The sequence below is a fragment of the Streptomyces sp. YIM 98790 genome (assembly GCF_011421595.1).
Taxonomy (GTDB): Bacteria; Actinomycetota; Actinomycetes; order Streptomycetales; family Streptomycetaceae; genus Streptomyces.
Window position 1 is genome coordinate 25,683 of the sequence record NZ_WTLH01000018.1, and the last position, 25,259, is coordinate 50,941.

Annotated in this window: 21 protein-coding genes and 1 pseudogene; 10 read left to right on the plus strand and 12 right to left on the minus strand. The window is 75.6% G+C overall.

The genetic code is table 11. The features are described from left to right. Window positions 1-102: 102 nt before the first annotated feature. The 12 genes and pseudogenes from GQS09_RS05535 to GQS09_RS05590 form a co-directional block, all read right to left on the minus strand. Complete coding sequence (locus tag GQS09_RS05535) at window positions 103-897, minus strand: hypothetical protein (protein ID WP_165984848.1); 795 nt, start codon at window positions 895-897, stop codon at window positions 103-105. Further along, on the minus strand, window positions 890-2,029 hold the full coding sequence (locus GQS09_RS05540; protein WP_165984849.1) for an acyl-CoA dehydrogenase family protein: 1,140 nt from the start codon (window positions 2,027-2,029) through the stop codon (window positions 890-892). The genes GQS09_RS05535 and GQS09_RS05540 overlap by 8 nt, the downstream gene beginning before the upstream one ends. Beyond that, a complete protein-coding gene (locus tag GQS09_RS05545; RefSeq protein ID WP_165984850.1) occupies window positions 2,026-3,033 on the minus strand; it encodes a 3-oxoacyl-[acyl-carrier-protein] synthase III C-terminal domain-containing protein in 1,008 nt (335 codons plus the stop codon). The genes GQS09_RS05540 and GQS09_RS05545 overlap by 4 nt, the downstream gene beginning before the upstream one ends. A 22-nt stretch (window positions 3,034-3,055) precedes the next feature. Next, window positions 3,056-3,316 carry an acyl carrier protein gene (locus GQS09_RS05550; RefSeq protein ID WP_165984851.1) on the minus strand — a complete coding sequence of 87 codons (261 nt, stop codon included), beginning with the start codon at window positions 3,314-3,316 and terminating at the stop codon, window positions 3,056-3,058. Window positions 3,317-3,456: 140 nt separating this feature from the next. Continuing rightward, complete coding sequence (locus tag GQS09_RS05555; protein ID WP_313896003.1) at window positions 3,457-4,761, minus strand: AMP-binding protein; 1,305 nt, start codon at window positions 4,759-4,761, stop codon at window positions 3,457-3,459. Beyond that, window positions 4,659-5,027: pseudogene (locus tag GQS09_RS30580) on the minus strand (AMP-binding protein); the annotation flags it as partial. The pseudogene GQS09_RS30580 and the gene GQS09_RS05555, both read right to left, overlap by 103 nt. 1,023 nt (window positions 5,028-6,050) lie before the next feature. Next, window positions 6,051-7,211 carry an acyl-CoA dehydrogenase family protein gene (locus GQS09_RS05565; RefSeq protein ID WP_165984853.1) on the minus strand — a complete coding sequence of 387 codons (1,161 nt, stop codon included), beginning with the start codon at window positions 7,209-7,211 and terminating at the stop codon, window positions 6,051-6,053. Beyond that, window positions 7,208-7,840, minus strand: coding sequence for an acyl-CoA dehydrogenase family protein (locus GQS09_RS05570; RefSeq protein ID WP_165984854.1), 633 nt, complete (start codon window positions 7,838-7,840; stop codon window positions 7,208-7,210). The genes GQS09_RS05565 and GQS09_RS05570 overlap by 4 nt, the downstream gene beginning before the upstream one ends. 1 nt (window position 7,841) lies before the next feature. After that, window positions 7,842-8,804: a 3-oxoacyl-[acyl-carrier-protein] synthase III C-terminal domain-containing protein gene (locus tag GQS09_RS05575; RefSeq protein WP_313896002.1), complete on the minus strand. Its 963-nt coding sequence runs from the start codon at window positions 8,802-8,804 to the stop codon at window positions 7,842-7,844. Then, window positions 8,801-10,165, minus strand: a complete 1,365-nt coding sequence (locus GQS09_RS05580) for a diaminopimelate decarboxylase (protein WP_165984868.1) — start codon at window positions 10,163-10,165, stop codon at window positions 8,801-8,803. Before GQS09_RS05580 ends, GQS09_RS05575 begins: the two co-directional genes overlap by 4 nt. 128 nt (window positions 10,166-10,293) lie before the next feature. Then, the gene (locus GQS09_RS05585; RefSeq protein ID WP_165984855.1) at window positions 10,294-11,637 is read right to left on the minus strand and encodes an ATP-grasp domain-containing protein; all 1,344 of its coding nucleotides are present in this window, start codon (window positions 11,635-11,637) and stop codon (window positions 10,294-10,296) included. Continuing rightward, on the minus strand, window positions 11,634-13,547 hold the full coding sequence (locus GQS09_RS05590; protein WP_165984856.1) for a condensation domain-containing protein: 1,914 nt from the start codon (window positions 13,545-13,547) through the stop codon (window positions 11,634-11,636). The genes GQS09_RS05585 and GQS09_RS05590 overlap by 4 nt, the downstream gene beginning before the upstream one ends. 231 nt (window positions 13,548-13,778) lie before the next feature. On the opposite strand from GQS09_RS05590, the gene GQS09_RS05595 reads away from it, so the two are divergent. The 10 genes from GQS09_RS05595 to GQS09_RS05640 form a co-directional block, all read left to right on the plus strand. Next, window positions 13,779-13,973 (plus strand): hypothetical protein, encoded by a 195-nt coding sequence (locus tag GQS09_RS05595; protein ID WP_207957499.1) that lies wholly within the window; start codon window positions 13,779-13,781, stop codon window positions 13,971-13,973. A 130-nt stretch (window positions 13,974-14,103) separates the two neighbouring features. Continuing rightward, window positions 14,104-14,712 carry an acyl-CoA dehydrogenase family protein gene (locus GQS09_RS05600; protein WP_165984857.1) on the plus strand — a complete coding sequence of 203 codons (609 nt, stop codon included), beginning with the start codon at window positions 14,104-14,106 and terminating at the stop codon, window positions 14,710-14,712. After that, window positions 14,709-16,016, plus strand: a complete 1,308-nt coding sequence (locus GQS09_RS05605; protein ID WP_279577702.1) for an acyl-CoA dehydrogenase — start codon at window positions 14,709-14,711, stop codon at window positions 16,014-16,016. The genes GQS09_RS05600 and GQS09_RS05605 overlap by 4 nt, the downstream gene beginning before the upstream one ends. Next, on the plus strand, window positions 16,013-16,606 hold the full coding sequence (locus tag GQS09_RS05610; RefSeq protein WP_165984858.1) for a hypothetical protein: 594 nt from the start codon (window positions 16,013-16,015) through the stop codon (window positions 16,604-16,606). Before GQS09_RS05605 ends, GQS09_RS05610 begins: the two co-directional genes overlap by 4 nt. Next, complete coding sequence (locus GQS09_RS05615) at window positions 16,603-17,073, plus strand: GNAT family N-acetyltransferase (RefSeq protein WP_165984859.1); 471 nt, start codon at window positions 16,603-16,605, stop codon at window positions 17,071-17,073. The genes GQS09_RS05610 and GQS09_RS05615 overlap by 4 nt, the downstream gene beginning before the upstream one ends. Further along, complete coding sequence (locus tag GQS09_RS05620; protein WP_165984860.1) at window positions 17,066-17,647, plus strand: hypothetical protein; 582 nt, start codon at window positions 17,066-17,068, stop codon at window positions 17,645-17,647. Before GQS09_RS05615 ends, GQS09_RS05620 begins: the two co-directional genes overlap by 8 nt. Further along, on the plus strand, window positions 17,641-18,282 hold the full coding sequence (locus GQS09_RS05625) for a GNAT family N-acetyltransferase (RefSeq protein ID WP_165984861.1): 642 nt from the start codon (window positions 17,641-17,643) through the stop codon (window positions 18,280-18,282). Before GQS09_RS05620 ends, GQS09_RS05625 begins: the two co-directional genes overlap by 7 nt. Further along, on the plus strand, window positions 18,282-21,719 hold the full coding sequence (locus GQS09_RS05630; RefSeq protein WP_165984862.1) for a S41 family peptidase: 3,438 nt from the start codon (window positions 18,282-18,284) through the stop codon (window positions 21,717-21,719). Before GQS09_RS05625 ends, GQS09_RS05630 begins: the two co-directional genes overlap by 1 nt. Further along, on the plus strand, window positions 21,716-22,474 hold the full coding sequence (locus GQS09_RS05635) for a 4'-phosphopantetheinyl transferase superfamily protein (RefSeq protein ID WP_165984863.1): 759 nt from the start codon (window positions 21,716-21,718) through the stop codon (window positions 22,472-22,474). The genes GQS09_RS05630 and GQS09_RS05635 overlap by 4 nt, the downstream gene beginning before the upstream one ends. A gap of 150 nt (window positions 22,475-22,624) precedes the next feature. Next, window positions 22,625-25,259: type 2 lanthipeptide synthetase LanM family protein (locus GQS09_RS05640; protein ID WP_165984864.1), on the plus strand; the 2,635-nt coding region annotated here is incomplete at its 3' end.

Below are 25,259 nucleotides of genomic sequence, written 5' to 3' on the forward strand. Positions count from 1 at the left end.
GCTGCCCCTCGCCTGTCATCACCCGTCTGGCTGCGGAAACCGTCCAACTGCCGGGGAGAGCCCCGGGGTGGGATGCTCCGGTCCGGTGGGCCGTCCGGCGGCTCAGGCGGGGGCGGGAAGGCGGAGGCGGGCGGGGTCGGTGGCGTGGAGCGTGAGCCAGCCCTCCCGGCGGGGGCCCTTGGTGTGCAGCAGCAGGGTGTCCCCGGGAGCGATCCGGCCGGCGGCCAGCGCCTGGTGGGCGGCGAGCCAGGCATCGCACGGGCCCCGGCCGGTGAACAGGTGCCCGGCGGTGTCGGGCGCCCCGGGCGGGGCGCCCTCGCCGCAGGCCACCACCTGCAACGGGCCGGTACCGCGCCGCAGACGCAGGGCCACCGCGGAGAACCGGGCGCCGCCCGCCCGGGCGTCGGCGTACAGGGGTTCGTCACAGATCAGGGCCGTTGCCCCGGCCGGCACGGCCCACTCGATCAGGTCCAGGACCAGGATGCCGCCGAGTTCCTCCAGGTGGGTGAGGCCCATGTCGTCGCCCTCCCACCGGAAACGGTGCACGAGCCCGGCGAGTTCGGCGACCATGGCGTCCCGCAGCGGGCCGGAGCGGACGAAGAACAGCGGCTCGTCCCGGGCGTCCTCGCCGCGCGCGGCCAGCGCGGCCAGCGCCAGGGCGCTGACGCCGTCCTCCCCCGCGGCGTCGCCGGGGGCGGCATCGGCGTCGGCGTCGGCGTCGGCGGTGACCATGAGGTGGTCGAGGGGGATGCCGGAGAAGGCGGAGGCACGGCGGGCCGCGGGCAGGATCGAGGCCGGGAAGGCGGAGAGCGGGACATAGCCGGTGTGCCAGCGTCCGGCGGTGGCGATGGCATCGACGCACAGCGAGGGGGCGAGGGGGGAGCCGGGCTCAGCCATCGGCCTCTCCCGACCGGTAGCCGCGGGCCACGTGCAGACGCTGGATGTTCCCGGTGCCCTCCATGAACTCGAACGCGCACACGTCGCGGGTCCACTTCTCCAGCAGCGGGTGGTCCAGCAGCCCGGCCGGGCCCAGCGCCGCCGCCGCCCAGTGCGCGGTCTCCACGGCCATGCGGGTCGCGCCCAGCTTGGCCGCGCAGGAGAGGTAACCGCGGTCCGGGTCGCGGTCGATCCGGGCGGCGGCCTCGTACACCAGGGAACGCGCGGCCTCGGCGCGGGCCACGGCCCGCCGGGCACCGGGAGCGCCGGGGCGGTGCTCCCGCACATGGGCGGCCATGGCCAGGGCGGTGCCCACGGCCGCCGCGGCGACGCGCAGGCGCATGGTGTTGAAGGTCCGCACCGCGCCCCAGATGCCGCGGCGGGTGGCCGGCAGGTGCTCGCCCAGCAGCATGTGCCCGGGGACGGGGACCCCGTCCAGCCGGATCTCGCTCAGCGCGGCCCCGCGCAGCCCCACCATGTCCAGGGGCTCCGCCCGCCACCCCGGAACCGGGAGCTCCACCAGGGCCGCCCGCACCGAGAGCGCCGAACGGCGGGTGCGGGCGAAGACGACTCCGATGCCGCCGCGGGCGCCGTTGCCGATGTAGCGCTTGGTGCCGTGCAGCAGCCAGCCGCCCTGCCCGTCCCGTTCCAGCCGGGACTCCATGGCGGTGGCGTCACTGCCCCGGCCCGGCTCGGTCATGGCGAAGAACGTCCAGGTGCGGCCGTCGCCGACCCGCTCGTAGAAGCGTTTCTTCTGCTCCTCGCTGCCCAGGAACTCGACGAAGGTGCCGGCCAGGCCCGGGGCGGGGCAGGCCAGCAGGGCGCCCACGTCGCCGCGGGCCAGCTCGCACATGCCCACCACGTTCTGGAGACAGGAGTGCCGGTCCGGCAGGACCGCGCCGGGCGGCTCGGGGCCCCACCGGTACTCCTCCGGGGTCTCGCCGTGCCGGATCGCGGCGTACACCTCCGAGTCGAGGTGCGGGGCCATGGTGTGGGGGTCGGTGTCGATGGACAGGGCGCGGGCGCGCAGGTCCTCGGCCGCCTCCCGGGCGCGGTCGCGCACCGCCCGGACCCTGCTGTCGAATTCGGTCATGGTTGTGCTCCTTCGTCGCGTTCGGCCAGGACCTCGACGACCAGGGACTGGACGTAGGCCCCCTGGCCGATCGCCACCAGCACGCAGCGGTCCCCCGGACGCAGCCGCCCGGCGGTGTCCGCGTGCTCCAGCGCCATCAGCGCGTCCCCCCCGAAGTTGTGGCCGCGCTCGGGGAGCAGATCGAGACAGATCCGGTCGGCCGGGATACCGGTGGTCCGGCTGAAGGAACGCCAGAACATCCGGTTGGAGAAGTGCGGCATCACCCAGTCGAGCCGCTCCGCGCTTCCGCCGGACGCCTCGGCCGCCCGCCGGACGGTGTCGGCCACCAGATCCGAGCAGGCCCGGCCGAAGGCGGCCAGTTCCTCGGCCGTCATCCGCAGGTTGCGGTGGAAACGGGCGTCCCGGGCACCGGCGGCGGCCAGACAGCGGTAGCGCTGGGGCACCGTGGCCCCGTGCGTGCCGCCGGTGCCGTCGGTGCCGCCGGCGCGGTTCACCAGGACGCCGACGGCACCGTCACCGCTGACCGTGGTGCCCTTGATGTAGCGGGCGACATCGCTGATGCTGCCCTGGTCGCCGCCGAGCAGCAGCACCTGCTCGTCGGGCCCGGCGCCCGGCCGGTGCAGGTAGCGGCGGGCGTACTCCACACCGCGCAGCACCGAGACGCAGTTCACGTGGGAGAGGCCGAAGAAGCGGCTGCCGTGCAGGCCGAGCCGGTCCCGCAGCCGGTCCGGGAAGTCACCGCCGAGGTCGTGCTGGGCCATGTGCAGGGTGTGGCCGTAGAGGACCAGGGAGGCGGTGGTGCCGGCCAGGGCGCCGTGGCCGGCCGCCGCCAGCAGGTCCTCCATGCGTTCGCCCCGGGCCAGCACCGGGCTGTCGCGCAGCCCGTAGATCCGGGAGAACATCTTGCGCTCCATGGCCCCGCAGCCGATGCGGGCCAGTACGTCGTCCACGGGTTCGGTCCCGCCGGGCAGCCGGACGGCCACCCGGGACAGTCCCACGCTCATGGTCCCCGTCCTTTCCCGACGGTCAGACCGTTGTCCTGGCGAACCCGGCCTCGATGTAGTCGGCCAGGCTGCCGACCGTCCGGAAGACGTCCGGGCCCAGTTCGTCGGGGTCGACCTCCAGGCCGATGGCGTCCTCCAGGCTCATCAGCAGTTCGATCACGCTGGTGGAGTCCAGCGCCAGGTCCTCGAACAGCCGCATCTCGGGGCTGACCTCGGGGAGTTCCTTGTTCAGCACGGCGGACAGGGCGGCCCGCAGGTGCTCGGTGATCTCGGTGCGGTCCATGGTCGGTGGTGTCCTCTCTGCGATGGCGTGACGCGGGCCCGGGGGCGGGCACGGGCGGTCGGTGCCGCGGGTCGGTGCCGCGGGTCGGTGCCGCGGCGGTTCCGGGAAAGGGTCCGGGGGTGTTGTTCCGGGCAGGGGTCTCAGACGGCGGCGGTGCGCAGCGCGGCGGCGCGGGCGGCGAGCGCCGGCCGGTCGGTCTTGCGGTTGGCGTTGAGCGGGAACTCGTCCAGGTGCTGGTAGCGCAGCGGGATGAGCTGCCGGGGGAAGAAGGTGCCCAGCTCCTCCATCAGGTCGGCGGCGGGGCGCTCCTCGCCCAGGTAGAAGGCGAACAGTTCGCCGTCCAGGGCGACCGCCACGGCATCGCGGACGCCGCGGCAGCGGCGCAGGCCCCACTCGACCTCGGCCAGCTCGATGCGGACGCCGTTGATCTTCACCTGGTGGTCGCGGCGTCCCAGGTAGGCGAGTTCGCCGCCGGGCAGGCGGCGCACCAGGTCGCCGGTGCGGTACCAGCGGCGGCCCTCGTGGGTGAGGAACCGGCCGGCGTCGTCCGCGGGATCGAGATAGCCGGGGACCATCTGCGGTCCGGTGACGCACAGTTCGCCGGTGTCCGGGGCGGGCCGGCCGTCGGCACCGGCCAGCAGGTACCGCAGGGCGGGGTGCACGGTGCCGATGGGCACGATGCCGTTGACGCAGCGCCCGGGCGAGGTCCGCGGGTCCCAGCGGTGCACGCTGCACGAGATGGTCAGCTCGGTGGGCCCGTAGAGGTTCTCCACGGCCGAGTGCGGGGCCGCGGCCTGCCAGTCGGCGGCGTCGTGGCCGAGCAGCGGCTCGCCGCAGAACAGGCTGTACCGCAGGGTCGGCATGGCGTCCGGGGTGAGCGCCCGCAGCCTGCGCACCAGGGAGATGACACTGGGCGAGGAGAACCACACGGTGATGCCGTGCCGGGCGATGAAGTCCGGGACGGTGGTGAAGGCACCCGGCGGCATGGAGACCAGGGTGCCGCCGCTGCCCCAGGCCGCGAACATGTCGAACATCGCCAGGTCGAAGGTGAGGTCGAAGGTCTGGGAGAACACGTCCTGCGGGGTGAACCGGTAGCGGTGGTGGACGAACTGCAGGTAGGCGTCCACGTTCCGGTGCAGCACGGGCACGCCCTTGGGGCGGCCGGTGGAGCCGGAGGTGAAGAGGATGTAGGCGGTGTCGTCCGGCGCGGGGGNAAGAGGATGTAGGCGGTGTCGTCCGGCGCGGGGGACGCGGGCCGCTCCAGGGGCGGTCCGCCGGGGTGCCGGATCACCGGGGTGCCGCCGAGTTCGTCGGCGAGTTCCGGCAGGACGGGGCGGGCGGAGTCGTCGGTGAGCAGCACGTCCGGCCGGGCCGCACAGATCATGCGGCGGGTCCGCTCGGCGGGGAACTCCGGGTGCAGCGGGACGACGGCGGCACCGGCGTATCCGGCGGCCAGTATCCCGGCGTACGCCTCCACGCTGCGGGCGGCCAGCAGACCGACCCGGCGGGGGCGGCCCTTGGCCGCGGCGGTGAGGGTGCCGGCCAGGGCCAGGGCGTGGGCGTGGAGTTCGCGGTAGGTGAGGGAGCGGCGGCCGATGCGCAGGGCCTCGCCGTCCGGGCTGGTCCGCAGGCCGCGCCGGAACCACTCGGGCAGGGTGGCCGCCGGAGCCGAGGTGCCGACCGGCTCCAGGAGTTGGTGGAACGGGTTCATGGCTGTCCTTCGCTGGGGCTGGGCCGGGTGGCCGGGGTGGCGTCGGTGAGGCGGAGGCGGGCGGGGTCGGTGGCGCGGAGGGTGAGCCAGCCCTCCCGGCGGGGGCCCTTGGTGTGCAGCAGCAGGGTGTCCCCGGCGGTGACGTGGCCGGCGGCCAGCGCCCGGTGGGCGGCGAGCCAGGCATCGCACGGGCCCCGGCCGGTGAACAGGTGCCGCGCGGTGTCGGGCGCGCCGGGCGGGGCGCCCTCGCCGCAGGCCAGCACCTGCAGCGGGCCGGTACCGCGCCGCAGACGCAGGGCCACCGCCGCGGGGACGGGCCGGCCGTCGCCGTCGCCGGGGGAGGTGCCGGGGGAGGTGCCGGTGCCGGTGAAGGCGGGCNCGCCCTCGCCGCAGGCCAGCACCTGCAGCGGGCCGGTACCGCGCCGCAGACGCAGGGCCACCGCCGCGGGGACGGGCCGGCCGTCGCCGTCGCCGGGGGAGGTGCCGGGGGAGGTGCCGGTGCCGGTGAAGGCGGGCTCGTCGCAGATCAGCACCGCGGCCGAGCCGGTCTCCAGGGTCCAGGCGGCCAGGTCCAGGACCAGGGTGCCGCCGAGTTCCTCCAGGTGGGTGATGCCGAGGTCGTCGCCCGCCCAGTCCAGGCGGTGGACCAGCCCGGACAGCGGTGAGGCGACGGCGTCCCGCTGCGGGCCGGAGCGCACGTAGTACAGCGGCTCGTCCCGGGCGTCCTCGCCGAGCGCGGCCAGCGCCAGGGCGCTGACGTCGGGGCCCCGGTCGGGCACCAGGAGGCGCAGTCCGGCGACGGGGATGCCGGTGGCCCGGGAGGTGGCCCGGGCCAGCGGGACCAGGTAGGCGGTGTCGGTGAGCGCGGGGGCCGGTTCGTACCGGGCGTGCTCGTGGCGGGCGACGGCGACGGTGCCGATGGAGAGGCCGAGGTCGCCGATCGCCGGAGGGGCACCGGCGGGGACGGCCTCGGGATGCGGTGCGGGGTCGGCCGCGGGACCGGCCGCGGGCACAGCCGCGGGATCAGCGGCCATCGGCGTCTCCCGACTGGTATCCGCGGGCCACGTGCAGACGCTGGATGTTGCCGGTGCCGTCCATGAACTCGAACGCGCACACGTCACGGGTCCACTTCTCCAGCAGCGGGTGGTCCAGCAGCCCGGCCGGGCCCAGCGCCGCCGCCGCCCAGTGCGCGGTCTCCACGGCCATGCGGGTCGCGCCCAGCTTGGCGGCACTGGAGAGGTAACCGCGGTCCGGGTTGCGGTCGATCCGGGCGGCGGCCTCGTAGACCAGGGAACGCGCGGCCTCGGCGCGGGCCACGGCCCGCCGCGTGCCGGGGGTGCCGGGGCGGTGCCGGGCGATGTACTCGGCCATGGCCTGGGCGGTGCCCACCGCGGCGGCGGCTACCTGCATCCGCATGTTGTTGAAGGTCTGCACCGCTCCCCAGATGCCGCGGCGGGTGGCCGGCAGGTGCTCGCCCAGCAGCATGCCGCCGGGGACGGGCACCCCGTCCAGCCGGATCTCGCTCAGTGCGGCCCCGCGCAGCCCCACCATGTCCAGGGGCTCCGCCTGCCACCCGGAGGCCGGGAGTTCCACCAGGGCGGCCCGGATGTGGAGGGGGGAGGGGCCGGTGCGGGCGAAGACGACTCCGATGCCGCCGCGGGCGCCGTTGCCGATGTAGCGCTTGGTGCCGTGCAGCAGCCAGCCGCCCTGCCCGTCCCGTTCCAGCCGGGTTTCCATGGCGGTGGCGTCACTGCCCCGGCCCGGCTCGGTCATGGCGAAGAACGCCCAGGTGCGGCCGGTCCGCACCCGCTCGTAGAAGCGCTTCTTCTGCTCCTCGTCACCCAGCAGGGCGACGAAGACTCCGGCCAGGGCGGGAGACGGGCAGGCCAGCAGGGCACCCACGTCGCCCCGGAAGAGTTCCAGGACGCTGACCATGCTCTCCAGGCAGGAGCCGCGGCCCGCCGGGTCGTCGCCGCCGGCGAGGGCGGGGGCGGGGGCGGGGGATGCGGAACGGTACTCCTCGGGCAGCGCGGACTCGCGGATCATGGCGAAGGCCGGGGAGTCCAGGTGCTGTTCCATGGCGTGCGGCTCGGCGTCGATGGACAGCGCGCGGGCGCGCAGGTCCTCGGCCGCCTCCCGGGCGTGGTCGCGCACCGCCCGCAGCCGGGCGTCCAGCTCGATCATGCGGCCTGCCCTCCCTGCTGCCGGTCGGTCCAGACGTTGGCGACGAGCGCGGAGACGTACAGGGCCCGGGCGGGGTGGTCGGCGATGTAGCCGGAGGCGCCGAACAGCTTGGCCACCTGCCAGCCCAGGTCGTCGAGGCGGTTGTGCAGGTCGGCCAGCGCCTCGGGGTCGTCGTCCCCGGTCAGGGCGTGCTCCCGCAGGAGCTCCACCTCGGCGATGATGTCGGCCACCGCGCCGGTGATGAGCTGTTTGCGGATCAGCGGCTCGTCCCCCGCGGTACGTTCGGACAGGTGCTCGACGGCCTCGTCCAGCAGGCGGCGGACGATGCCGAGCCGGACCGCGGCGATCAGCCGGGCGGCCTCGGCCTGTTCGGGCGTGCCGGCGGGGCGGGGGCCGGGGCAGGCGACGAAGGCGATCTCCTCGCGGTCGGCCAGCGGGTGGGTCCGGACCCGGGCGCCGGGCGGCACGTCCGGCGCGGGGAGCGCGGCCCAGGGGCCGGGCGCGGCGGCAGCGGCTCCCCGGCCGGAGAGCGCCGGCCGCTCGGACAGCGCCGACAGGGCGGCGGCCAGCCCGGCGGCCAGCCCTTCCTGACGTGCCGTCCGTTCGGCCCGGTGCAGCAGGGTGGTCATGTCAATCCTCCTCGACCTCGACGATCACGGCCTGGAAGTAGGCGCCCAGGGCCAGTGAGAGCAGCACGCAGCGGTGTCCGGGACGGAGCCGTCCGGTGCTTTCGGCGTGTTCCAGCGCCATCAGCGCGTCGCCGCCGAAGTTGTGGCCGCGCTCGGGGATGAGATCCGTGCAGATCCGGTCCCGGGGGATGCCCGTCAGACGGCCGAAGGTGCTCCAGAACATCCGGTTGGACAGGTGCGGCATCACCCAGTCGATGTCCGCGGGGGTCAGTCCGGCGTCCCGTACGGCGCGCAGCGCGGTGTCCACCGCCTGCTCCCGGCAGACCTGGCTGAACAGGACGGCCCGGTCGGCGGACAGGTCCTTGCGGTGGAAGCGGGCGTCGCGGGAGGCCGCGCCGCCCAGGTAGCGGTAGCGGGCGCGGCCCCGGGGGCGGACCGCCACCGCGATCACGCCGTCGCCGCCGACCGCCATGCCCGGCATCACCCGGGAGGCGTCGTGCACGCTGGCGTGGTCGCCGCCGAGGATCAGCACCCGGTCGTCGGGGGATACGCCGGGGCGGCGCAGGTAGCGGCGGGCGATCTCCACGCCGCGCAGCACCGAGACGCAGTTGATGTGGGAGAGGCCGAAGAAGCGGCTGCCGGGCAGGCCGAGACGGGCGCGCATGCGGTCGGCGAAGCCGCCGCGGAGGGCGAACTCCTGGGTGAGCAGGGTGTGGCCGTACAGCACCAGGGAGGCGTGCCCGCCGCCCAGTGCCTCGCGGCCGGCCGCGGTGAGCAGGTCCTCCCACTGTTCGCCGGGCGCCAGCGAAGGGCTGTGGCGCAGCCCGAACAGGGTCTTGAACAGGCGGCTCTCGGCGGGGTCGTGGCCGGTACGGCGCATGATGTCGGTGACCTTCTCCACCCGGCCGGGCAGCCGTACCGCCACGCGCTCCAGGCCCACCCCGGTGCTCACCGCGGCGGTCACCTCGGCAGCCCTCCCCGGTCGGCGGCGGGCACCGCGGCCGACCCGGCGGGACCGGCGGACTCTGCGGAGTCGGCGGGACCGGCGGGAGCGGCGGGACCGGCCGCGGTGACCAGCCGCTGGGGGCGGAGCAGGTCCTCCGGCCGGTCGCGTTCCCGCACCAGGTGCGCCCGCCCGCCGGTGACCAGCACCTCGGCCGGGAAGCCGTGGGAGAGGAACAGACCGGGCGACGCGGAAGGGCCGTAGGCGCCGGAGTTGAGCACGCCGATCAGGTCACCGGGCACCAGGTCGGGCAGTTCGGCCTGCTTGAGCAGGGAGTCGTTCGGGGTGCACAGCGGCCCGGTGACGTTCCACGGCCGGGGCTCGCCGGCCTCCCGGTCGCTCAGCAGCACCGCGGGGAAGTTCCGCTTGACGAAGGAGCCGATGCCGACGGCCGCCATGTGGTGGTGGGTGCCGCCGTCCGCCACCGCGAACCGCTCCCCCAGGGATTCCTTCACATAGCGCACGCCCAGCACATAGACGCCGGCCCGGGCGGCCAGGTAGCGGCCGGACTCCATGATCAGCCGGGTGCGGGGGTGAGCGGCGGCGAAGGCGTCCAGCAGCGGGTTGATCTCCCGGCCCGCCTCGGCCGGGCCGAGCTCGGCCTCGCCGTCGAAGTAGGGCACGCCCAGGCCGCCGCCGATGTCGACCGCGTCCAGGCGGATGCCGGTGGCCGCGGCGATCCGCTCGGCCAGGTCCAGGATGTAGCGGGTGTTCTTGCCGAGCACCCCGGCGTCCAGGATGCGGGTGCCGAGATAGACCTGGATACCGGCCACGTCGGCGTGCCAGTAGCGGGCGGTGAGGTCCCCGGCGGCCAGCACCTGGGCCTCGTCGATGCCGAACTGGCGGGGCTTGCCGCCCATGGTGAGCCGGGAGCCGCTGATCGCCAGGGCCGGGTTGACCCGCAGCAGCACCCGCTGCCGGATGCGGCGGGCGGCGGCCAGCCGCTCGATCCGGTCGAGTTCCGCGAACGACTCGCAGACCACCGCGTAGACGCCGGTGTCCAGGCAGGCGGCGAGTTCCTCCTCGCTCTTGCCGGGGCCCAGGAAGAGGATGTTCTCCGGCTCGGTGCCGGCCGCCAGCGCGGTACGCAGCTCGACGAGGGAGGAGACCTCGGCGCGGGCGCCGCCGGCGCGCAGCGCGGCGAAGACGCTGATGTTGGGGTTGGCCTTGAGCGAGTAGAAGACCTCCAGGGCCGGGTGGAGCGCACGGCGCAGACCGGTGACGGTGGCGGTGAGCAGATCGCCGTCGTAGACATAGAGCGGGGTGCCGAAGCGCTCGGCGAGCTCGCGGTAGCCGATGCCCTGGACGCTGGTGCCGCGCATCGCCTCGGTGACCGCGGCGACGTCCAGGATGCCGGGCCCGCCGGTGCCGTGCCCGGCGTTCGCGTCCGGCGAGTCGGGTGTGCCGGGTGTATTGGGTGTGCCGGGTGTGTTGGGTGTGTTGGGGGAGCTCATGACGTCATGCCTGCCATTTCCCGCAGCCGCTGCTCCGCCTCCCGGCGCACGGCAAGGGCGGTGTCCGGGCCGTCGGCGACGCAGATGCCGTAGAGCCGGCCGTGGAAGCCGCCTTCGCCGGTGTCCGCGGCGTTCAGCGTGGCGAAGTTGTTGATCAGCAGCCCGGTCCGGCCGGGGCGGTCCATCAGCAGGTCCCCCAGGGCCGCCTCGACCTCGGCGAAGCGGTGACGACGGGAGAGCCTGAGGCCGAAGGTGGCGGCGATGGCGTGCCGGCCCTCGGGGATGAACCGTTCGGCGATCCGGCTCTGGTAAGTGGACATGTTGAACCTGGCGTTGATCTCCAGGCAGGGGTAGAGGGTGCCGTCGCGGCCGAGCATGGCGTCCACGCCGACCATGCCGTAGTAGCCCTCGGCGTACAGGGCCTCCCCGATCACCTGCACGGCGTCGTGCAGCTGCGCGGACGCGGCCGGGGGAAGCTCCACCGGGAAGCGGTGTCCCTGGTGGACGCCGTCCCGCAGCACGGCCGCCTTGACGGTCTCGAACCGGACCCGGCCGGTGCGGGAGATCACGAACTGGTAGTTGAGGTCCAGGGCGTGCTCGATCCAGGTCTCCACCACCAGGGCGGCGGGCGCGTCCGGGCCCCGGCGTTCGATCAGCCGCAGCAGCCGGGCCGCGGACCGCTCGTCCTCGATCACCACCATGCCGCGGCCGGAGACGCCCAGGGACTCCTTGACCGCCACCCGCCCGCCGTCGGCGAGCTGGGCGGAGAGCGCGCCGCGCAGTTCGCCGACCCGCTGGCAGACCCGGCCCGGCACGGCGGTCAGACCGGCCGCCGCCACCAGCCGGTGGCTGAAGATCTTGCCGTTGACGGCCTTGCAGGTCTGCGCGGAGGGTCCGGCCAGCGGCAGCCCGGTCTCCTTGGCCAGCAGCTCCTCGTGGGGCGAGACGCCCAGCGGCATCAGGTAGGTGCGGCCGTCGTCCAGGGCGCGGAGCCGGTCGAGCAGGCCCGGGGAGGCGAGGGCGTCCTCGGTGACGGTGCGGGCGGGCTCGCTGTGCTCGGCCCAGACGGTGCGGCCGGCGGCGGCGCCCAGCCGGTCCAGGTAGCGGGCGAACTCCTCGTCCATGGGCGCCTTGAGCATCACCACATCGCCCTCACCGGCGAGCAGCACGCCCAGCTCCTCCATGCGATTGACGGTTGCGTCGGCAAAGGAGATCCCGGCCCCGGGGAGCTTGGGTTCACCGGCGGCCCAGCTCCTTTCGACCTCGAAATTGTTGATGAAGACGAAGCGGGCCTGGGGATCGCCCGTCAGATCGGATTTCAGTCGCTGGACGAAATTCATCGGGCACTCCCGGAATTCTCGGTGGTCGTCGGGCGCATCCGCCGGGCGAGCGTGCGCAGCGGGCGGGCACTGTTCAGCCGGCGCGGGGACACGCCCGCCCAGCCGTGCTCGGCGAGGGCGGCCAGCACCCGGGGCAGCCGCAGCACGCGCCCGCCCGCCGCGGCGTAACCGGCCCCGGGGTCGACCCGGTCCGGGTCCAGGCCGTTGGCCTCGGCCACGGCCGCGGTCAGCGCCCGCTCGGCGGCGGTCGGAGACGGGGCCGGCGGAGCGGGGATGCCGCCGGCGGCGGTGGCGGTGGCGGCGCTGACGGTGATGCGGAAGGCGGCCGGGCAGCGGGCCGCGGGGTGGTCGTGCACCGCGCCCAGCAGGTGGGTGCGGAGTTCGGCGGCGGTGACCGGCCGGCCGGCGGTCACCTCGGCGGTCAGGCCGGGTCCCTCGTCGCCCTCGTCGCCCTCGTCGCCCTCGCGGCGGCCGTCGTGGCCGGCGGTGACCCGGGCGGCGGTGACCGCCTCGTGCTCGCGCAGCGCCGCCTCGGTGGCGTCCAGGTCCACCAGGTCGGTGCCGATGCGCACCAGCCGGCGGGCGGGCGGCGGCGGAAAGGCCGGCAGTCCGGCGGCCCGGCTCACCCGCAGGTCGGCGGTGCCGTCCCGGTGCGCGTGCAGCAGCGTGGCGTAGCCGCGCAGGAAGCGGGCCGCCGCATCCCGGTCCATCACCGCGTCCAGGACCTGGAGGGCGAGGGTGATCCCGTCGCTCCATTCGTAGACCCGGAAGTAGAGATCCGAGCCGGCCCGGGCCCAGTCGGCCGGTGCGGGGTTCCAGGTCAGCCGGTCCCGGCGGGTGCCGCAGGAACGCGGCCGGTTGTCCAGGAAGTTGAGCTCGGACACCACTCGCATCCGCTGCCCGCGCCGGGCGCTCTCCCGCGCGACGGCCTCCTCGACCTGGTCGAAGGGCACGTGGGCGTGGGCGATGGACGCCTCGATGCGCTCCGCGGCCCTCCGCAGCACCTCGCCGAACGGCGGGTCGTCGGTGAGGTCCAGCAGCACCGGCGTCGGATAGGACTGGCAGGTCATCACCGAGGCGGAGCCGCCCGCCTCGCGCTGGCTGGTGTAGATGCGGTGGGCGATCCGCCGCTCGCCGGTGTAGGCGGCGAGGGTGACGGCGAAGGCGGCCACATGCACGGCCGAGGGCCACACCCCGGCCCGGGCGGCGATGTCGCGCGCGGCGCCGAGCAGGGCGGGCGTGGTCAGGGCGGCGCTGTGCGCGGCGTCCGGGGCGGCCGGCCGGGTGCGGCGGCGCGCGTACACGTCGGCAGGCAGCTCGCGCACGGTCCGCCGCCAGTGGGCCAGCGCCTCCTCGGGGTCGGTGGCCTGCTCCCGGCGGGCGAGGTCGACGGGCTGGTGGACGACCGGCGGCAGGCTCACCGGGCGGCCGGCCACCCGGGCGGCGAGCAGGGCGTCCAGTTCGCCGCTGAGCCGGTCCAGGGCCACGTCGTCGAAGGCCAGATGGTTGAAGACCAGGTGCAGGCGGAGCAGCCGGCCGCCGGAGGTGACCGCGCAGGCCCGCAGCGGCCATTCCCGGGCCAGGTCGAACGGGGCCTGGTAGAGCTCGCGCACCGTGCGGACGGGGTCGTCGGCGGTGTCCGCCTCGATCAGCGGCAGCGGGGCGAAGGGCTGCACCAGCTGGCGCGGCCAGGGCCGGGCGTACAGGTCGTAGACGGTGCGCAGGCCCTCGTGCCGGCGGACCAGGTGGTTCAGGGCGGCCCGGACGTGCGTGGTGGTGCAGCCCTCGGGCAGCGGGTAGCTGGTGGTGATGTGCGCCTCGTGGCGGGACGCCTCGGGTGCGTGCAGATAGCGCAGCACGTGATGGTGCTGGCCCCAGCACAGGGGCGCGGTGCGGATCGCCGCTGCCATCGTTCCCTCCCGCCGCATCGTTTGCCGGTCACGTTTTCCTGGCCACATGCTGGCGGGTTCCGCGCGTTTTCGTCAGGGGCTCACGGTGACATCAAGGGGACGGCACAAAGCTGTCATTGACATCCCGTATTCCGGCGCGGGAATCTCGAATCGCCACCGCCGGACGGGAATTCCCGCCACCGGATTGACGGAGGCGAACCGTTCTCGCATCTCACGACGAGGAGAATCACCATGGCAAAGGTTGCCACCAAGGCCGTCGCCACCAAGGCCGTCGCGACCAAGGCGGTTGCCACCAAGGCGGTCGCGACCAAGGCGGTTGCCACCAAGGCCGTCGCCACCAAGGCGGTTGCCACCAAGGCCGTCGCCACCAAGGCGGTCGCGACCAAGGCGGTTGCCACCAAGGCGGTTGCCACCAAGGCCGCGTGATCGTCGGCGGTGTGGCGGCGGTGTTCCCTGTCGCCACACCGCCGCCGGACCCCCTCGGAGCGAGAACGGACAGCACCACCGCACCACCGCACCACCGCACCACGAGAGAACACGGGAAACGGAGGACGCCATGCGGGAGACCCTCGCGGAGTGCGAGCGGGCCGGCCACCGCGACGGCCTGGCGGCCGGCCTGGGGCCGGCGCTGGACGGCGCGGGCGCCGACGCCGCTCCGGGCAGCGTTGCCGCGCTGCCGTCCGCGGCGGTGCCCCCGCGGGCGTCCCTCGTACCCCACCCCCTGGCAGCCCGGGAGGGCGTCAGCTTCGTGCGGCGCCCCGCCCGGCACCGCTCCGCCACGCCGGAACGGCTCACCGCGCTGGCCGCCAGACTCGCGGCGGTGCGGCTCGGGCTGACCCGGCGGCTGGCCGAGCGGGCCGTGGACCATCTGTCGGGGCGGGTCGGCGGCGGCGAGCCGCTGATCCGGCGGCAGCTGGTTCTGGGCACGCTGGCCGACGCCCGGGTCGAGCTGGAGGTCGCGCGCCGCACCCTGCGGGTCGCCGGATCGCTGCCCGCCGCCGTGGCCGAGGTGCACGACCGGCTCACCGAACTGGACTGGGAACTGGCCAAGCTGCTGGGCGGCTCCGGCTACGCCGGCGACAGCGCCGTGCGCGGCGTCGTGGTGTCCCGGCTGGTGGCCAACTGCTGGGTCGCCCGGGAGGCGACCGGAGAGGCCGCTCCATGACCCCCGCCACCCCGACCGCCGACGTCACCGGTGGCGCCGCCACCGCCACCGCCGGCACGACCGGCACCGCCACCACCGGCACCGCCACCGCCGGCGCGACCGGTTCCCCGGCCGCCGCTGCCGCCGCCGCTGCCGTCGCCACGGGCAGGGCCACGGGCACAGCCGCGGCGGGATCGCTGCCGCCCGCGGTCCGCGACCTGGTGGCCGGCTGCCGCGAACTCGGCGCCGAGCTGCGCACGCTGGCCCTGGCCGTGGACCGCACCCCGGAGGACCACCGGCTGCTGCGCCGCTCCGGCGCCCTGGAACTGCTGCGCGTGGTCGGCACCCCGGAGCGCTTCCGGCCGCACCCGGTGCCCGCCTGGGCGCGTGAGTTCACCGCCTCCTGCCTGGGCCGGGTGGCGGCCAACATCGAACTCGCCCGCGGCGACGCCGGCGTGCTCAACGCCTGCGCGGCCCCCTCGCTGGCCGGGTTCACCGTGGACGCCCTCGGCGACGAGCGCCAGCAGGAGTTGTTCTACGGCGAACTGGCCCGCACCGGATGCTGGACCTTCTTCGGCATGACCGAGCCGGAGCACGGCAGCGACGCCACCGCCCTGCGCACCCGGCTGGACCGGGACCCGGCCGGCGGCTATCTCATGCACGGCACCAAGCGCTATGTGGCCAATGCCGAACGCGGTTCCATCGGCGTCGTCTTCGCCCGCGTCGGACCGACCCCGCTGTCCATCCGGGCGGTACTGCTGAAGCGCCCGGCGCCCGGCTTCACCGGCTCCCCCCTGGAGATGCTGGGGCTGCGCGGAGCACGCATCGGCGAGATGCGCTTCGACTCGGTGCCGGTGCCCGAGGAGCACGTCCTCGGCCGGCATCTGCCGCTGTCCCGGCGCGGACTGTGGGGCGCCAACCGGGCGTTCACCGTGGTCCGGCTGCAGATCGCCGCCCAGGCGCTCGGGGTCGCCCATGCCATCCACGACCAGGTGCGCGCCCTGCGGCCCGGCCGCCCCGGCCACGACCTGGTCACCGCCCGGCTGGATGCCGCCCGGCAACTGCTGTACGACACCGCCGCCGAGGTGGACGCCCGGCCCGACGACCGGGAGCCGGCCTGCGTGGCCAAGCTGCACACCACCCATCTCGCGGTGCGCACCGCCCGCTGGGCCGAGCGGGAGCTGCCGCCCGGTGCGCTGGCCGGGCACCCGCTGCTGGAGAAGTGGTGCCGCGACGTCTGCGCCTTCGAATTCATGGACGGCACCACCAACATCCTCCGGCTGGCCGTCGCACCCGCCCCCGCATCCCACAGGGAGGGTTCATGACACCCACCGCGCACCACACCGCGCCACCCACGGCGCCACCCACGGCGCCGGATACCGCGCCGCACGCCGAGCCGGATACCGAGCCGGATGCCGCGCCGCGGTGGTCCGGCCGTCCCCGCACGCCGGAGGACACCGACGCGGTGCTGGCGATGTTCACCGAGCCGGACTTCTACTACCGCACCGACCGTCCGGACACCCGGTCCGAGGCGGAGATCCTGCGGCTGCTCGACGACGACACCCGGCTGCTGCTCGCCGACGGCCGCCCGGCCGGGCTGTACGCCGTTCAGGCCGCGGGCGCCGCGCACGGCTGCCACTACCAGGTGGAGCTGCGCCTGACCGGCGAGGCGCCGCTTGCGTGGTGGGTGTCCGCCTACCGGGAGCTGGTGCGCGCTCTGCGGTGGGAGCGCGAGGTGGTGCGGATCGCCCTGCCGCTGCACGAGTTCGACGACCGCGGGCTGCGGTTCGCCCGTGCCGCCGGCCTGACCGAGGAGGGCACCCTGGCCCAGGTCACGGCGCGCGGCGGCGGACGGCACGGCCGCGTCTTCTTCGCCCGGATCTTCCCGCCGGAACGGACAGGGGCACCACGATGACGAGGCTGCGCGGATACCGCGGCACCGACCGCGAACTGCTCGCCGGCCCCTGGCTGCCGGGGGAACTGCTCGGCCTGCCGGTGGCCGGCCGGCCACCGCTGGCGGAACCGGCGGCGGTCGCCGAGCCGGACGGCACCGAGGGCGGGCGGGACGAGCTGTGCATCGTCCCGGACACCGGCTTCGTCCGCTGGACGGATATCGACTGGGTCAACCGCCGGGCCTGCCTGGAGATCGGGCTGCACCGCCGCCCGGACGACCTTCCCGGCCTGCTGGCGGCGGCCGTGGAGCACGGCTTCCACGGCCTGAATCTGCACCGGCTGTACGGCTGGGTCACTCCGGCCGCGCAGCCGCCCGCCGCCGCGCTGGCGGCCTGCGGCTTCCGGCGGGAGGCCGTCGCGCCGGAGGGCATGTGGTTCGACGGCCGCGCCGTCGACCGGGAGATCTGGGGAGCGGTACGCCGTGACTGACAGCCTGACCGACACCACGACCGGCACCACGACCGGCACCGCGGCCGGCACCGCGGCCGGCACCGCGGCGGGCGGCTCGACCGCGACCGCCGCACCGCCCGAGGCCCGGGCCGGAACCGACGCCGACACCGCGCCCGGGCTCGTTCTGCTGGACGCCACGGCCGCCGCAGCGGCCCTGCGCGCCGCCGGGGACGCCGCCCGCGGCTTCCTGGACACCGACCCCGTCACCCAGAACGATCCCCTGCTGGCCCGCACCCTCACCGGTGCCGAGGCGCAGGTCTTCCGGTCCGGTGACGCGCTGGTCGGCTGGGCCCCCAATCCCCGGCAGCCCCGCCAGGCTTACGTCGCCGCCACCTCCCCGGACCCCGCGCCGCTGCGCGCCCTGCTGGAGTTCCTGGCCGCCTACCAGCGGTGCACCTCCTGCCTGGCGCTGGTGCCGGACGGCAGCCCGATGGCCGCCGCGGTCGCCGCCTGCGGCTTCACCGCCACCGGCGTGCTGCGGGACCACCGCTTCCAGGGCGGCGCCCACCGGGACGTCCTCGTCCACTTCCGGAAGGCGGAGAACCCATGCTGAACGCGACCATCCGGCACTTCACCGAGGACGACATCCCGCTGCGCGCCATGCTGCTCCGCGACCCGCGCTTCCAGGCGAATCTGACCGACTTCGCGGTCTCCATCGACGACGAGACCCTGTCCGCCGACGTGCGCACCACCATCGCGGAGAGGCAGCAGGAGAAGCGGATCTTCGCCATGTGCACCCCCAGGGGCGACGTCATGGGGTTCTGCTGGATCACCTCGGTGGACTGGCGGAGCCAGACCTGCGAGCTGTCCTTCGGTGTCTTCCCCCGCTTCCGCGGCGGGCCGGGTGCGCTGGCCGTCCAGGCCGCCCACGACTATCTGCGCGCCGAGCTGAACATGCGGGTCATCGTCAACCAGGTGCTGGAGCACAACACCATGCTGCAGTCCGCCGAGACCCTGGCGGCCAGCCGACAGGTGCGCTGCGCCTACGACTCCTACACGGTCGGCGAGTGGCGCTCGGCCTGCTACTGGAGCCTCACCGAGGAGGACGCGCGGGCCGAGCTGGAGGCCCGGCAGGCCCGCCATCGCGAGCTGGTGGAACGCATCCGCGAGCGCGGCCGGCGCCAGGGCGGGAACCCGGACGGCACGCAGGACCGGGACGGGTCCCCGCCCGTGGCGGGAGGTTCCTGATGCCCGGTTACCTGCGCTTTCCCACCCTGCACGGCGAGACGATCGTCTTCGCCTGCGAGGACGACCTGTGGAGCGTCCCGGCCGGCGGCGGCCAGGCCCGCCGGCTGACCGCCGGTGTGTCCGAGGCCGCCCGCCCCCGGCTGTCCCCCGACGGCACCCGGGTGGCGTTCACCGGCGCCGACGACGGCCCCACCGAGATCTGCGTACTGGACCTGGCCGGCGGCGGCCCGGCCCGGCGCCTCACCTACCAGGCCGCCCGCTGCGCCACCGCCGGCTGGCACCCGCGCACCGGGGAGATCCTCTACGCCTCCGCCGCCGAACAGCCGGCCGGCTTCGGCAACCGGCTGTTCGCGGTGCACCCGGACGGCGGCCCGCCGCGGCTGCTGGGCCCGGGAATCGCCGACGCCGTCGCCCACGGACCCGGCGGCCGGGTGGTGCTCGGCCGCAACACCGGCGACCCGGCCCGCTGGAAGCGCTACCGGGGCGGCTGCACCGGCGAGCTGTGGATCGCCGACGACGAGGCCGGGCCGTACCGGCGGCTGGTGTCCCTGCCCGGCAATCCGGCCTTCCCGTGCTGGGCCGGGGACCGGATCTGCTTCGTCAGTGACCACGAGGGCACCGGGAACGTCTACTCCTGCCTTCCCGACGGCGGCGATCTGCGCCGCCACACCCGGCACCGCGACTTCTACGTGCGCCATCTCTCCGGGGACGGGCGGCGGCTGGTCTATCAGGCCGGGGCCCGCATACACCTGCTCGATCCCGCGGCCCCCGGCGACGGCGGGGCCGGCCCCCGGCCGGTCGACATCCGGATCACCTCCTCCCGCGACCGGTGCGGACGCCGCTTCGTCCCGGCCGGGGAGCATCTGGACGGCGCCCGGCTCAGCCCGGACGGCACCCGGCTGGCGCTGGCCGCCCGCGGCCGGGCGTTCACCCTGGCCCCCTGGTCCGGACCGGTGCGGCGGCACGGCCGGCCCGAGGGCGTGCGCCACCGGCTGCCGGACTGGCTGCCGGACGCCTCCGCGCTGGTGGCGGTGGCCGCCGACGACGGCCCGGAGGAGCGGCTGGTGCTGCTCCCCGCGGACGGCACCGGCCCCGAACGGGAGCTGGTGGCCGGCGGTTTCGGCTGCGTCACCGAACTCGCCGTCTCCCCCGCCTCCCCGGTGGTCGCCTTCGCCACCAACCGGCAGGAGCTGTGGACGGTGGACGCCGCCGCGGAACGGCCCGTCCCCCGGCTGCTGGACACCGCCCGGCACGAGCGGATCGAGGACCTGGCCTGGTCACCGGACGGCCGCTGGCTGGCCTACACCTTCCCCGTCTCGCCGCAGACCTCCGCGATCCGGATCGCCGACGTGCCGGCGGGACGGCACCACCAGATCACCGAACCGGTGCTGCGGGACAGCTCGCCGGAGTTCGACCCGGAGGGCCGGTATCTGTACTTCCTCGGCCAGCGCACCCTGAGCGCCGAGTACGACCAGGTCCTGTTCGGCCTGGGCTTCACCTTCGGTGCCCGGCCCTACCTGGTGACGCTGCGGGACGGCGATCCCTCGCCGCTGGGGCGGGGGCCGGAGCAGTCCGCACCCGCCGCCGCCCCCGCCGGAAACGAGCCCGGCAACGATCCCGGGGAGGCCGACGAGCCCGGGAAGGCCGACGAGCCCGGGGACGGCTCCGGGCCGCCCGCGGTGCGGATCGACCTGGACGGCATCGCCGACCGCGTGGTGCCGCTGCCGGTGCCCGAGGGCCGCTACACCGCGCTGACCGCCCTGCCCGGCCGGGTGCTGGTGCACGCCGCCCCGGTCACCGGCCCCGATCCGGACGGCTCCGGCACCGGGGCCGGAGGCGGCGCCGCGGCCGGTGCCGAGGCCGCCGCCACCGTGACCCTGGTCGACCTGGCCACCGGCGAGGTCGCCGAGGACTGCCTCGGCCCGGTGGACGAGCTGTCCGCGGACCGCCGCGGCGGGGTGCTGCTGTACCGCTCCGGCACCCGGCTCCGGGTGATGGCCGCCGACCGGCTCGACGAGTACGACCCCGACGCCCCGCCCGGACGGCACAGCGGCTGGGTCGACCTGGACCGGGTCCGGGTCGAGGTGCGCCCGGAGGCCGAGTGGCGGCAGATGTTCCGGGAGGCGTGGCGGCTCCAGCGGGAGAACTTCTGGGACGCCGGCATGTCGGGGCTGGACTGGGAGGCGCTCTACGCCCGCTACGCCCCGCTCGTCTCCCTGGTCGCCTGCCGTTCCGAACTTTCCGACCTGATCTGGGAACTGCACGGCGAGCTGGCCACCTCGCACGCCTACGAGCAGGGCGGCGACCACCGCACCCCGCCCCAGCAGCAGCCGCAGGGCTTTCTCGGCGTCGACTGGCGGGCCGGGCCGGGCGGCGCCGGACGGGACGGCTGGCGGATCGCCCGGGTGCTGCGCGGCGACCCCTGGCAGCGCGGCGCCACCTCGCCCTGCCGGGGGCCCGGCACCGGCATCCGGCCCGGCGACACGGTCACCGCCGTGGACGGCCGCCCGGTGGGCCCGCCCGGCCCGGGCGAACTGCTGGTCGGACAGGCCGGCCGGGAGGTGGAGCTGACGGTGCGGCGGGACGGCGGGCCGCCCCGGCAGGTGACGGTCCGGACCGTCGGCAGCGAGACCCGCGCCCGCTATCTGGACTGGGTGGCCGCCAACCGGCGGGCGGTGCACGAGCTGTCCGGCGACCGGCTCGGCTACCTGCACGTGCCGGACATGATGGGCACCGGCTTCGCCGACTTCGTGCGCGGTTTCCTCGGTGAACTGGACCGGGAGGGGCTGGTGGTGGACGTCCGCTACAACACCGGCGGGCACATCTCACCACTGCTGCTGGACCGGCTGGCCCGCCCCCGGGCCGGGGTGCAGCGCGGCCGGTGGAACGGGCTCGCGGTCCATCCGGCGGAGTCCCCGCCCGCCGTCATGGCTGTACTGGTCAACGAACACACCGGCTCGGACGGGGAGATCTTCGCCCATCTCTTCCGCGCCCAGGGGCTGGGCACCCTGGTCGGGCGGCGCACCTGGGGCGGGGTGATCGCCACCTGGCCCCGGCATGTGCTGGTGGACGGCACCGTGACGACCCAGCCCGAGTACCGCTTCTTTCTGCGCCAGGCCGGTGACCTGCTGGAGAACCGGGGGGTGGTGCCCGATGTGGTGGCCGACCCGCCGCCCTTCCGGGACCAGTCCGGTGCCGGGGACGAGCAGCTCGCCACCGCCGTCTCGCATCTGCTGGACCGCCTGCTCCGCCCGGCCCCGCCCGCGCCCGGCATCGCCGGCTCCGCCGCGGACACCGCGGACACCGCCGGCACCGCGGACACCGCGAAGGCCGCCCAGACCTCAGAGACCACAGCATCCACAGAGACCGCGGACCCCTACGAGGCCGCCGTGCCCGCCCGGGCAGCGGCCTCCCATCCCCTCGGGAGGCAGCGATGATCGCCCCGGGTGAAGTACACCTGTGGCTGGTGCCCGTCCATGTCCGGCCGGGCTGGCCCGGCCTGCTGGACGCCGGGGAACAGCAGCGGGCCGCCAAGCTGGAGGGCACCCCGGCCCGGGACGTGTTCATCACCTCCCGCGCGGCCCAGCGCCTCATCGGCTCCCATTACCTGGGCGCGCAGCCGTCCGACATCGTGATCGACCGAGGCTGCCCGCGCTGCCCCGGCGCCCGGCACGGACGCCCCGTCTTCCAGGGCGCGGCCCTGGACTACTCGGTCTCGCACACCCGGAGCTGGCTGCTGCTGGCCCTCACCGGGACCGGCCTGGTGGGCGTGGACATCGAGGAGATGGACTCGTTCCAGAACCCGGAGGCCATGTCCCGCACCATCCTCAGCGAGGCCGAGCGGACGCACTTCGCCCAGCTCACCGGCCCGGAGCGGGCCACATGGCTGCTCGCCGCGTGGACCCGGAAGGAGGCCGCGCTGAAACTGACCGGGCTGGGACTGCGGGCCTGGCCGCACCGGGTGGACGTGAGCGGGCCGACGGTGCGGGCCACCGCGCCCGAGTGGCCGTCCTGCACGGTCCACCTCTACGGCCTGGCCGCGCCGGACGGGCATGCCTCGGCGCTGGCCACCACCGAGCCGCTGGTCGCCGTGCACCGCTTCGAGCTGCCCGACAGCGTGCACCGCCCGGTACCGCCCGCGGTCCCGGCGGCCGTCCCGGCGGCCTCCGGCCGGCTGCTCATCGCCGGATGAGCCACCGGCCGGGCCGGCCGCCGGGCGGGCCCGCGGACGGCCGGCCCCCATGCACCCCCGTCCCGGACCCCCAGGCCGCGGACCGGGGGCGGGAGAATGTGGGGGTTGTTTCCCCATGAACACGGTGTGGTGCTCTGTCACGATGCTTGCGTGACCAGCGCATCCGTCCTCGCCGGCCAACCGCCGCGGACTCCGCTCTCCCCCTGGTGGTGGGCCCCGGGCCTCACCCTCGGGGAGCGGCTCGCTGCGCCCGACCGCCCGGAGCCGGTTCCGGCGCGAGACGACGCCCCGGCGCGCCCCGCGGAACCGCACGAGCAGCACGCGCAGCACGAGCAGCACGAGCAGCACGCGCAGCACGGGCGGCACGGGCGGCACGCTCCGGCCGGGCTCCACGAGCTGAGCCGGGGCGGGCTGGCCGCCCGCCTCGCCCGGCTCGGCATCGACGACCGCACCCTCGCGGCGCTGTGCGCGGAGCCCGCCGACCGCCTCGGCGCCCGGGCCGCCAAGCCGTCCTGGGCGGCCTTCACCGAACGCGCCCTGGCCGCCGCCCCCGAGCACCCCGGCCCCGGGCATCTGGCCCCGGACCCGGAGGAGTCCGCCGCGGGCCCGGCGGGTGCGGAGGTGTTCGCCCCCGCGCTGCGCCCGCTGAGCGAGACCGCCGTCCGCACGGTGGCCGACCAGGTGGCAGAGGACCGGTCCGTCGCCGCCGGGATCGCGGGCCACGGCGAGTCCCCCGTCGATCTGGAGTCCGTCTGCGCCGGCCTGGAGTTCCGGCTGCGGCTGCGGCTGGCGGAACTGGCCGCCCGGGCCCTGGTGCTGGAGCTGGACCGGGCCCGCGGCGAGGGGCTGCTGGACGGCGCAGGGCCGCGCGAGCGGTTCGCCGACTTCCTGCGGCAGGTGGCCGGACGCCCCGGCCTGGCCCGGCTGTTCGGCCGCTACCCGGTGCTGGCCCGGCTGCTCGGCCAGACCGCCGAAGGGGCCGCCGAGGCCGCCGCCGAACTGCTCACCCGGTTCCGCGCCGACCGCAAGCGGATCGTCGCCGACCTGCTGCGCGGCCGCGATCCGGGGCCGCTGGTCACCGTCGAGACCGGCCACGGCGACCCGCACCAGCGGGGCCGGTCCACCGCGCTGCTGCGGTTCACCGACGGCACCGTCGTGGTCTACAAGCCCCGGCCGCTGGACCAGCACGTGTTCCTGGCCCGGATGGCCGACTGGCTGGACGGCAAGGTGCCCGGCCTGGGCCTGCGGGTGCCCGCCACGGTCACCGGCGACGGCTACGGCTGGATGGAGTTCATCACGCACCGCCCGTGCCGGTCGGTGCCGGAGGTGGCCCGCTTCCACCGGCGGCAGGGCGGCCTGCTGGCGCTGTTCCACGCCGTGGACGGCGTGGACATGCACTGCGAGAACGTCATCGCCTGCGGCGACCAGCCCGTCCCCATCGACGCCGAGACCCTGCTCCACCCGACCGTTCCCGAGGCCACGCTCACCCGGCCGGACCCGGCGGGCACCGCGCTGGCCGGGTCCGTGCAGCGCACCTGCGTGCTGCCGCAGCTCCTGATCGGCGAGCACGGCGCGGTGGACATCTCCTCGGTCGGCGGCCGGCCGGGCGGCACCCTGCCCACCGAGAGGGCCGTCTGGGACGGTGCGGGGACCGACCGGATGCGGCTGGTCCGCCGGCCCGCGCCGTTCGGCGGCAGCCGCAACCGGCCGCTGCCCGGGGACGGCCAGGCCGGATACGCCGACTTCGAGATGGCGCTGCTGGCCGGCTTCCGCTCCGGATACGACGCGGTGGTCGCCCACCGGGACGAGCTCCTCGGCCCGGACGGCCTGCTGGCCGCGCACGGCACCGGCACCGGCCGGGTCATCCTGCGCGCCACCCGCCTCTACACCGCGCTGCTCGGCGAGATGACCCACCCGGAGCTGCTGCGCTCGGCACTGGCCGGGGACGCGCTGTTCTCCGCGCTGTGCACGGAGTCGGCCGGCGACCCGGTGCGGCAGCGCCTGGTGGAGGAGGAGATCACCGATCTGTGGTCCGGGGACGTGCCGGTGTTCTTCCAGCGGACCGGCGACCGGGCGCTGTGGACCTCGCGCGGGGACCGGGTGCCCGATGTGCTGCCCGAGCCGAGCCTGGAGGCCGCCGCCGCGAAGATCGGCCGGATGAACGAGGTGGACCGGCACGACCAGGAGTGGATCATCTCCGCCGCGCTGGCCACCACCCGCTCCGACCCGGGCGCGGCGCACCGCCCGGCCCCCGCCCGGCTGCCCGCCGCCCCGTCCCTGGCGCCCGCGCCGGAACTGCTGCTCGCCATGGCCTGCGGAATCGCGGACGAGATCGTGGGCCGGGCGGTGCACGGGTCCGGCCGCGCCAACTGGCTGGGCCTGGAACTGGTCGAGGAGTCGTACTGGACGGTGCTGCCGATGGGCGCCGGGCTGGCCCAGGGCTACTGCGGGGTCGCCCTGTTCCTGGCCCAGCTCGGCGAACTGACCGGCGGCCACCGCTACCGGGAACTGGCCCGTGAGGCGCTGGCCGCGCTGCCGGAACTGCTGGCCATGCTGGCCGCCCGGCCGGAGCTGGCCCGGGCGGTCGGGCCGGGCGCCCAGCACGGCCTGGGCGGCATCTGCTACGCGGTGGCCCGGCTGGCCACCCTCCTCGGCGACGGCCTCGACCGGTGCCTGCCGCCCGCCCTGACGGCCCTGGCCCACGCCACGGCCGGGCCCGGACCGGCGGAGACGCAGGCCGGGGACGGCGCCGCGCACCGGCCGGTGCTGGGCGTGGCGGCCGGAC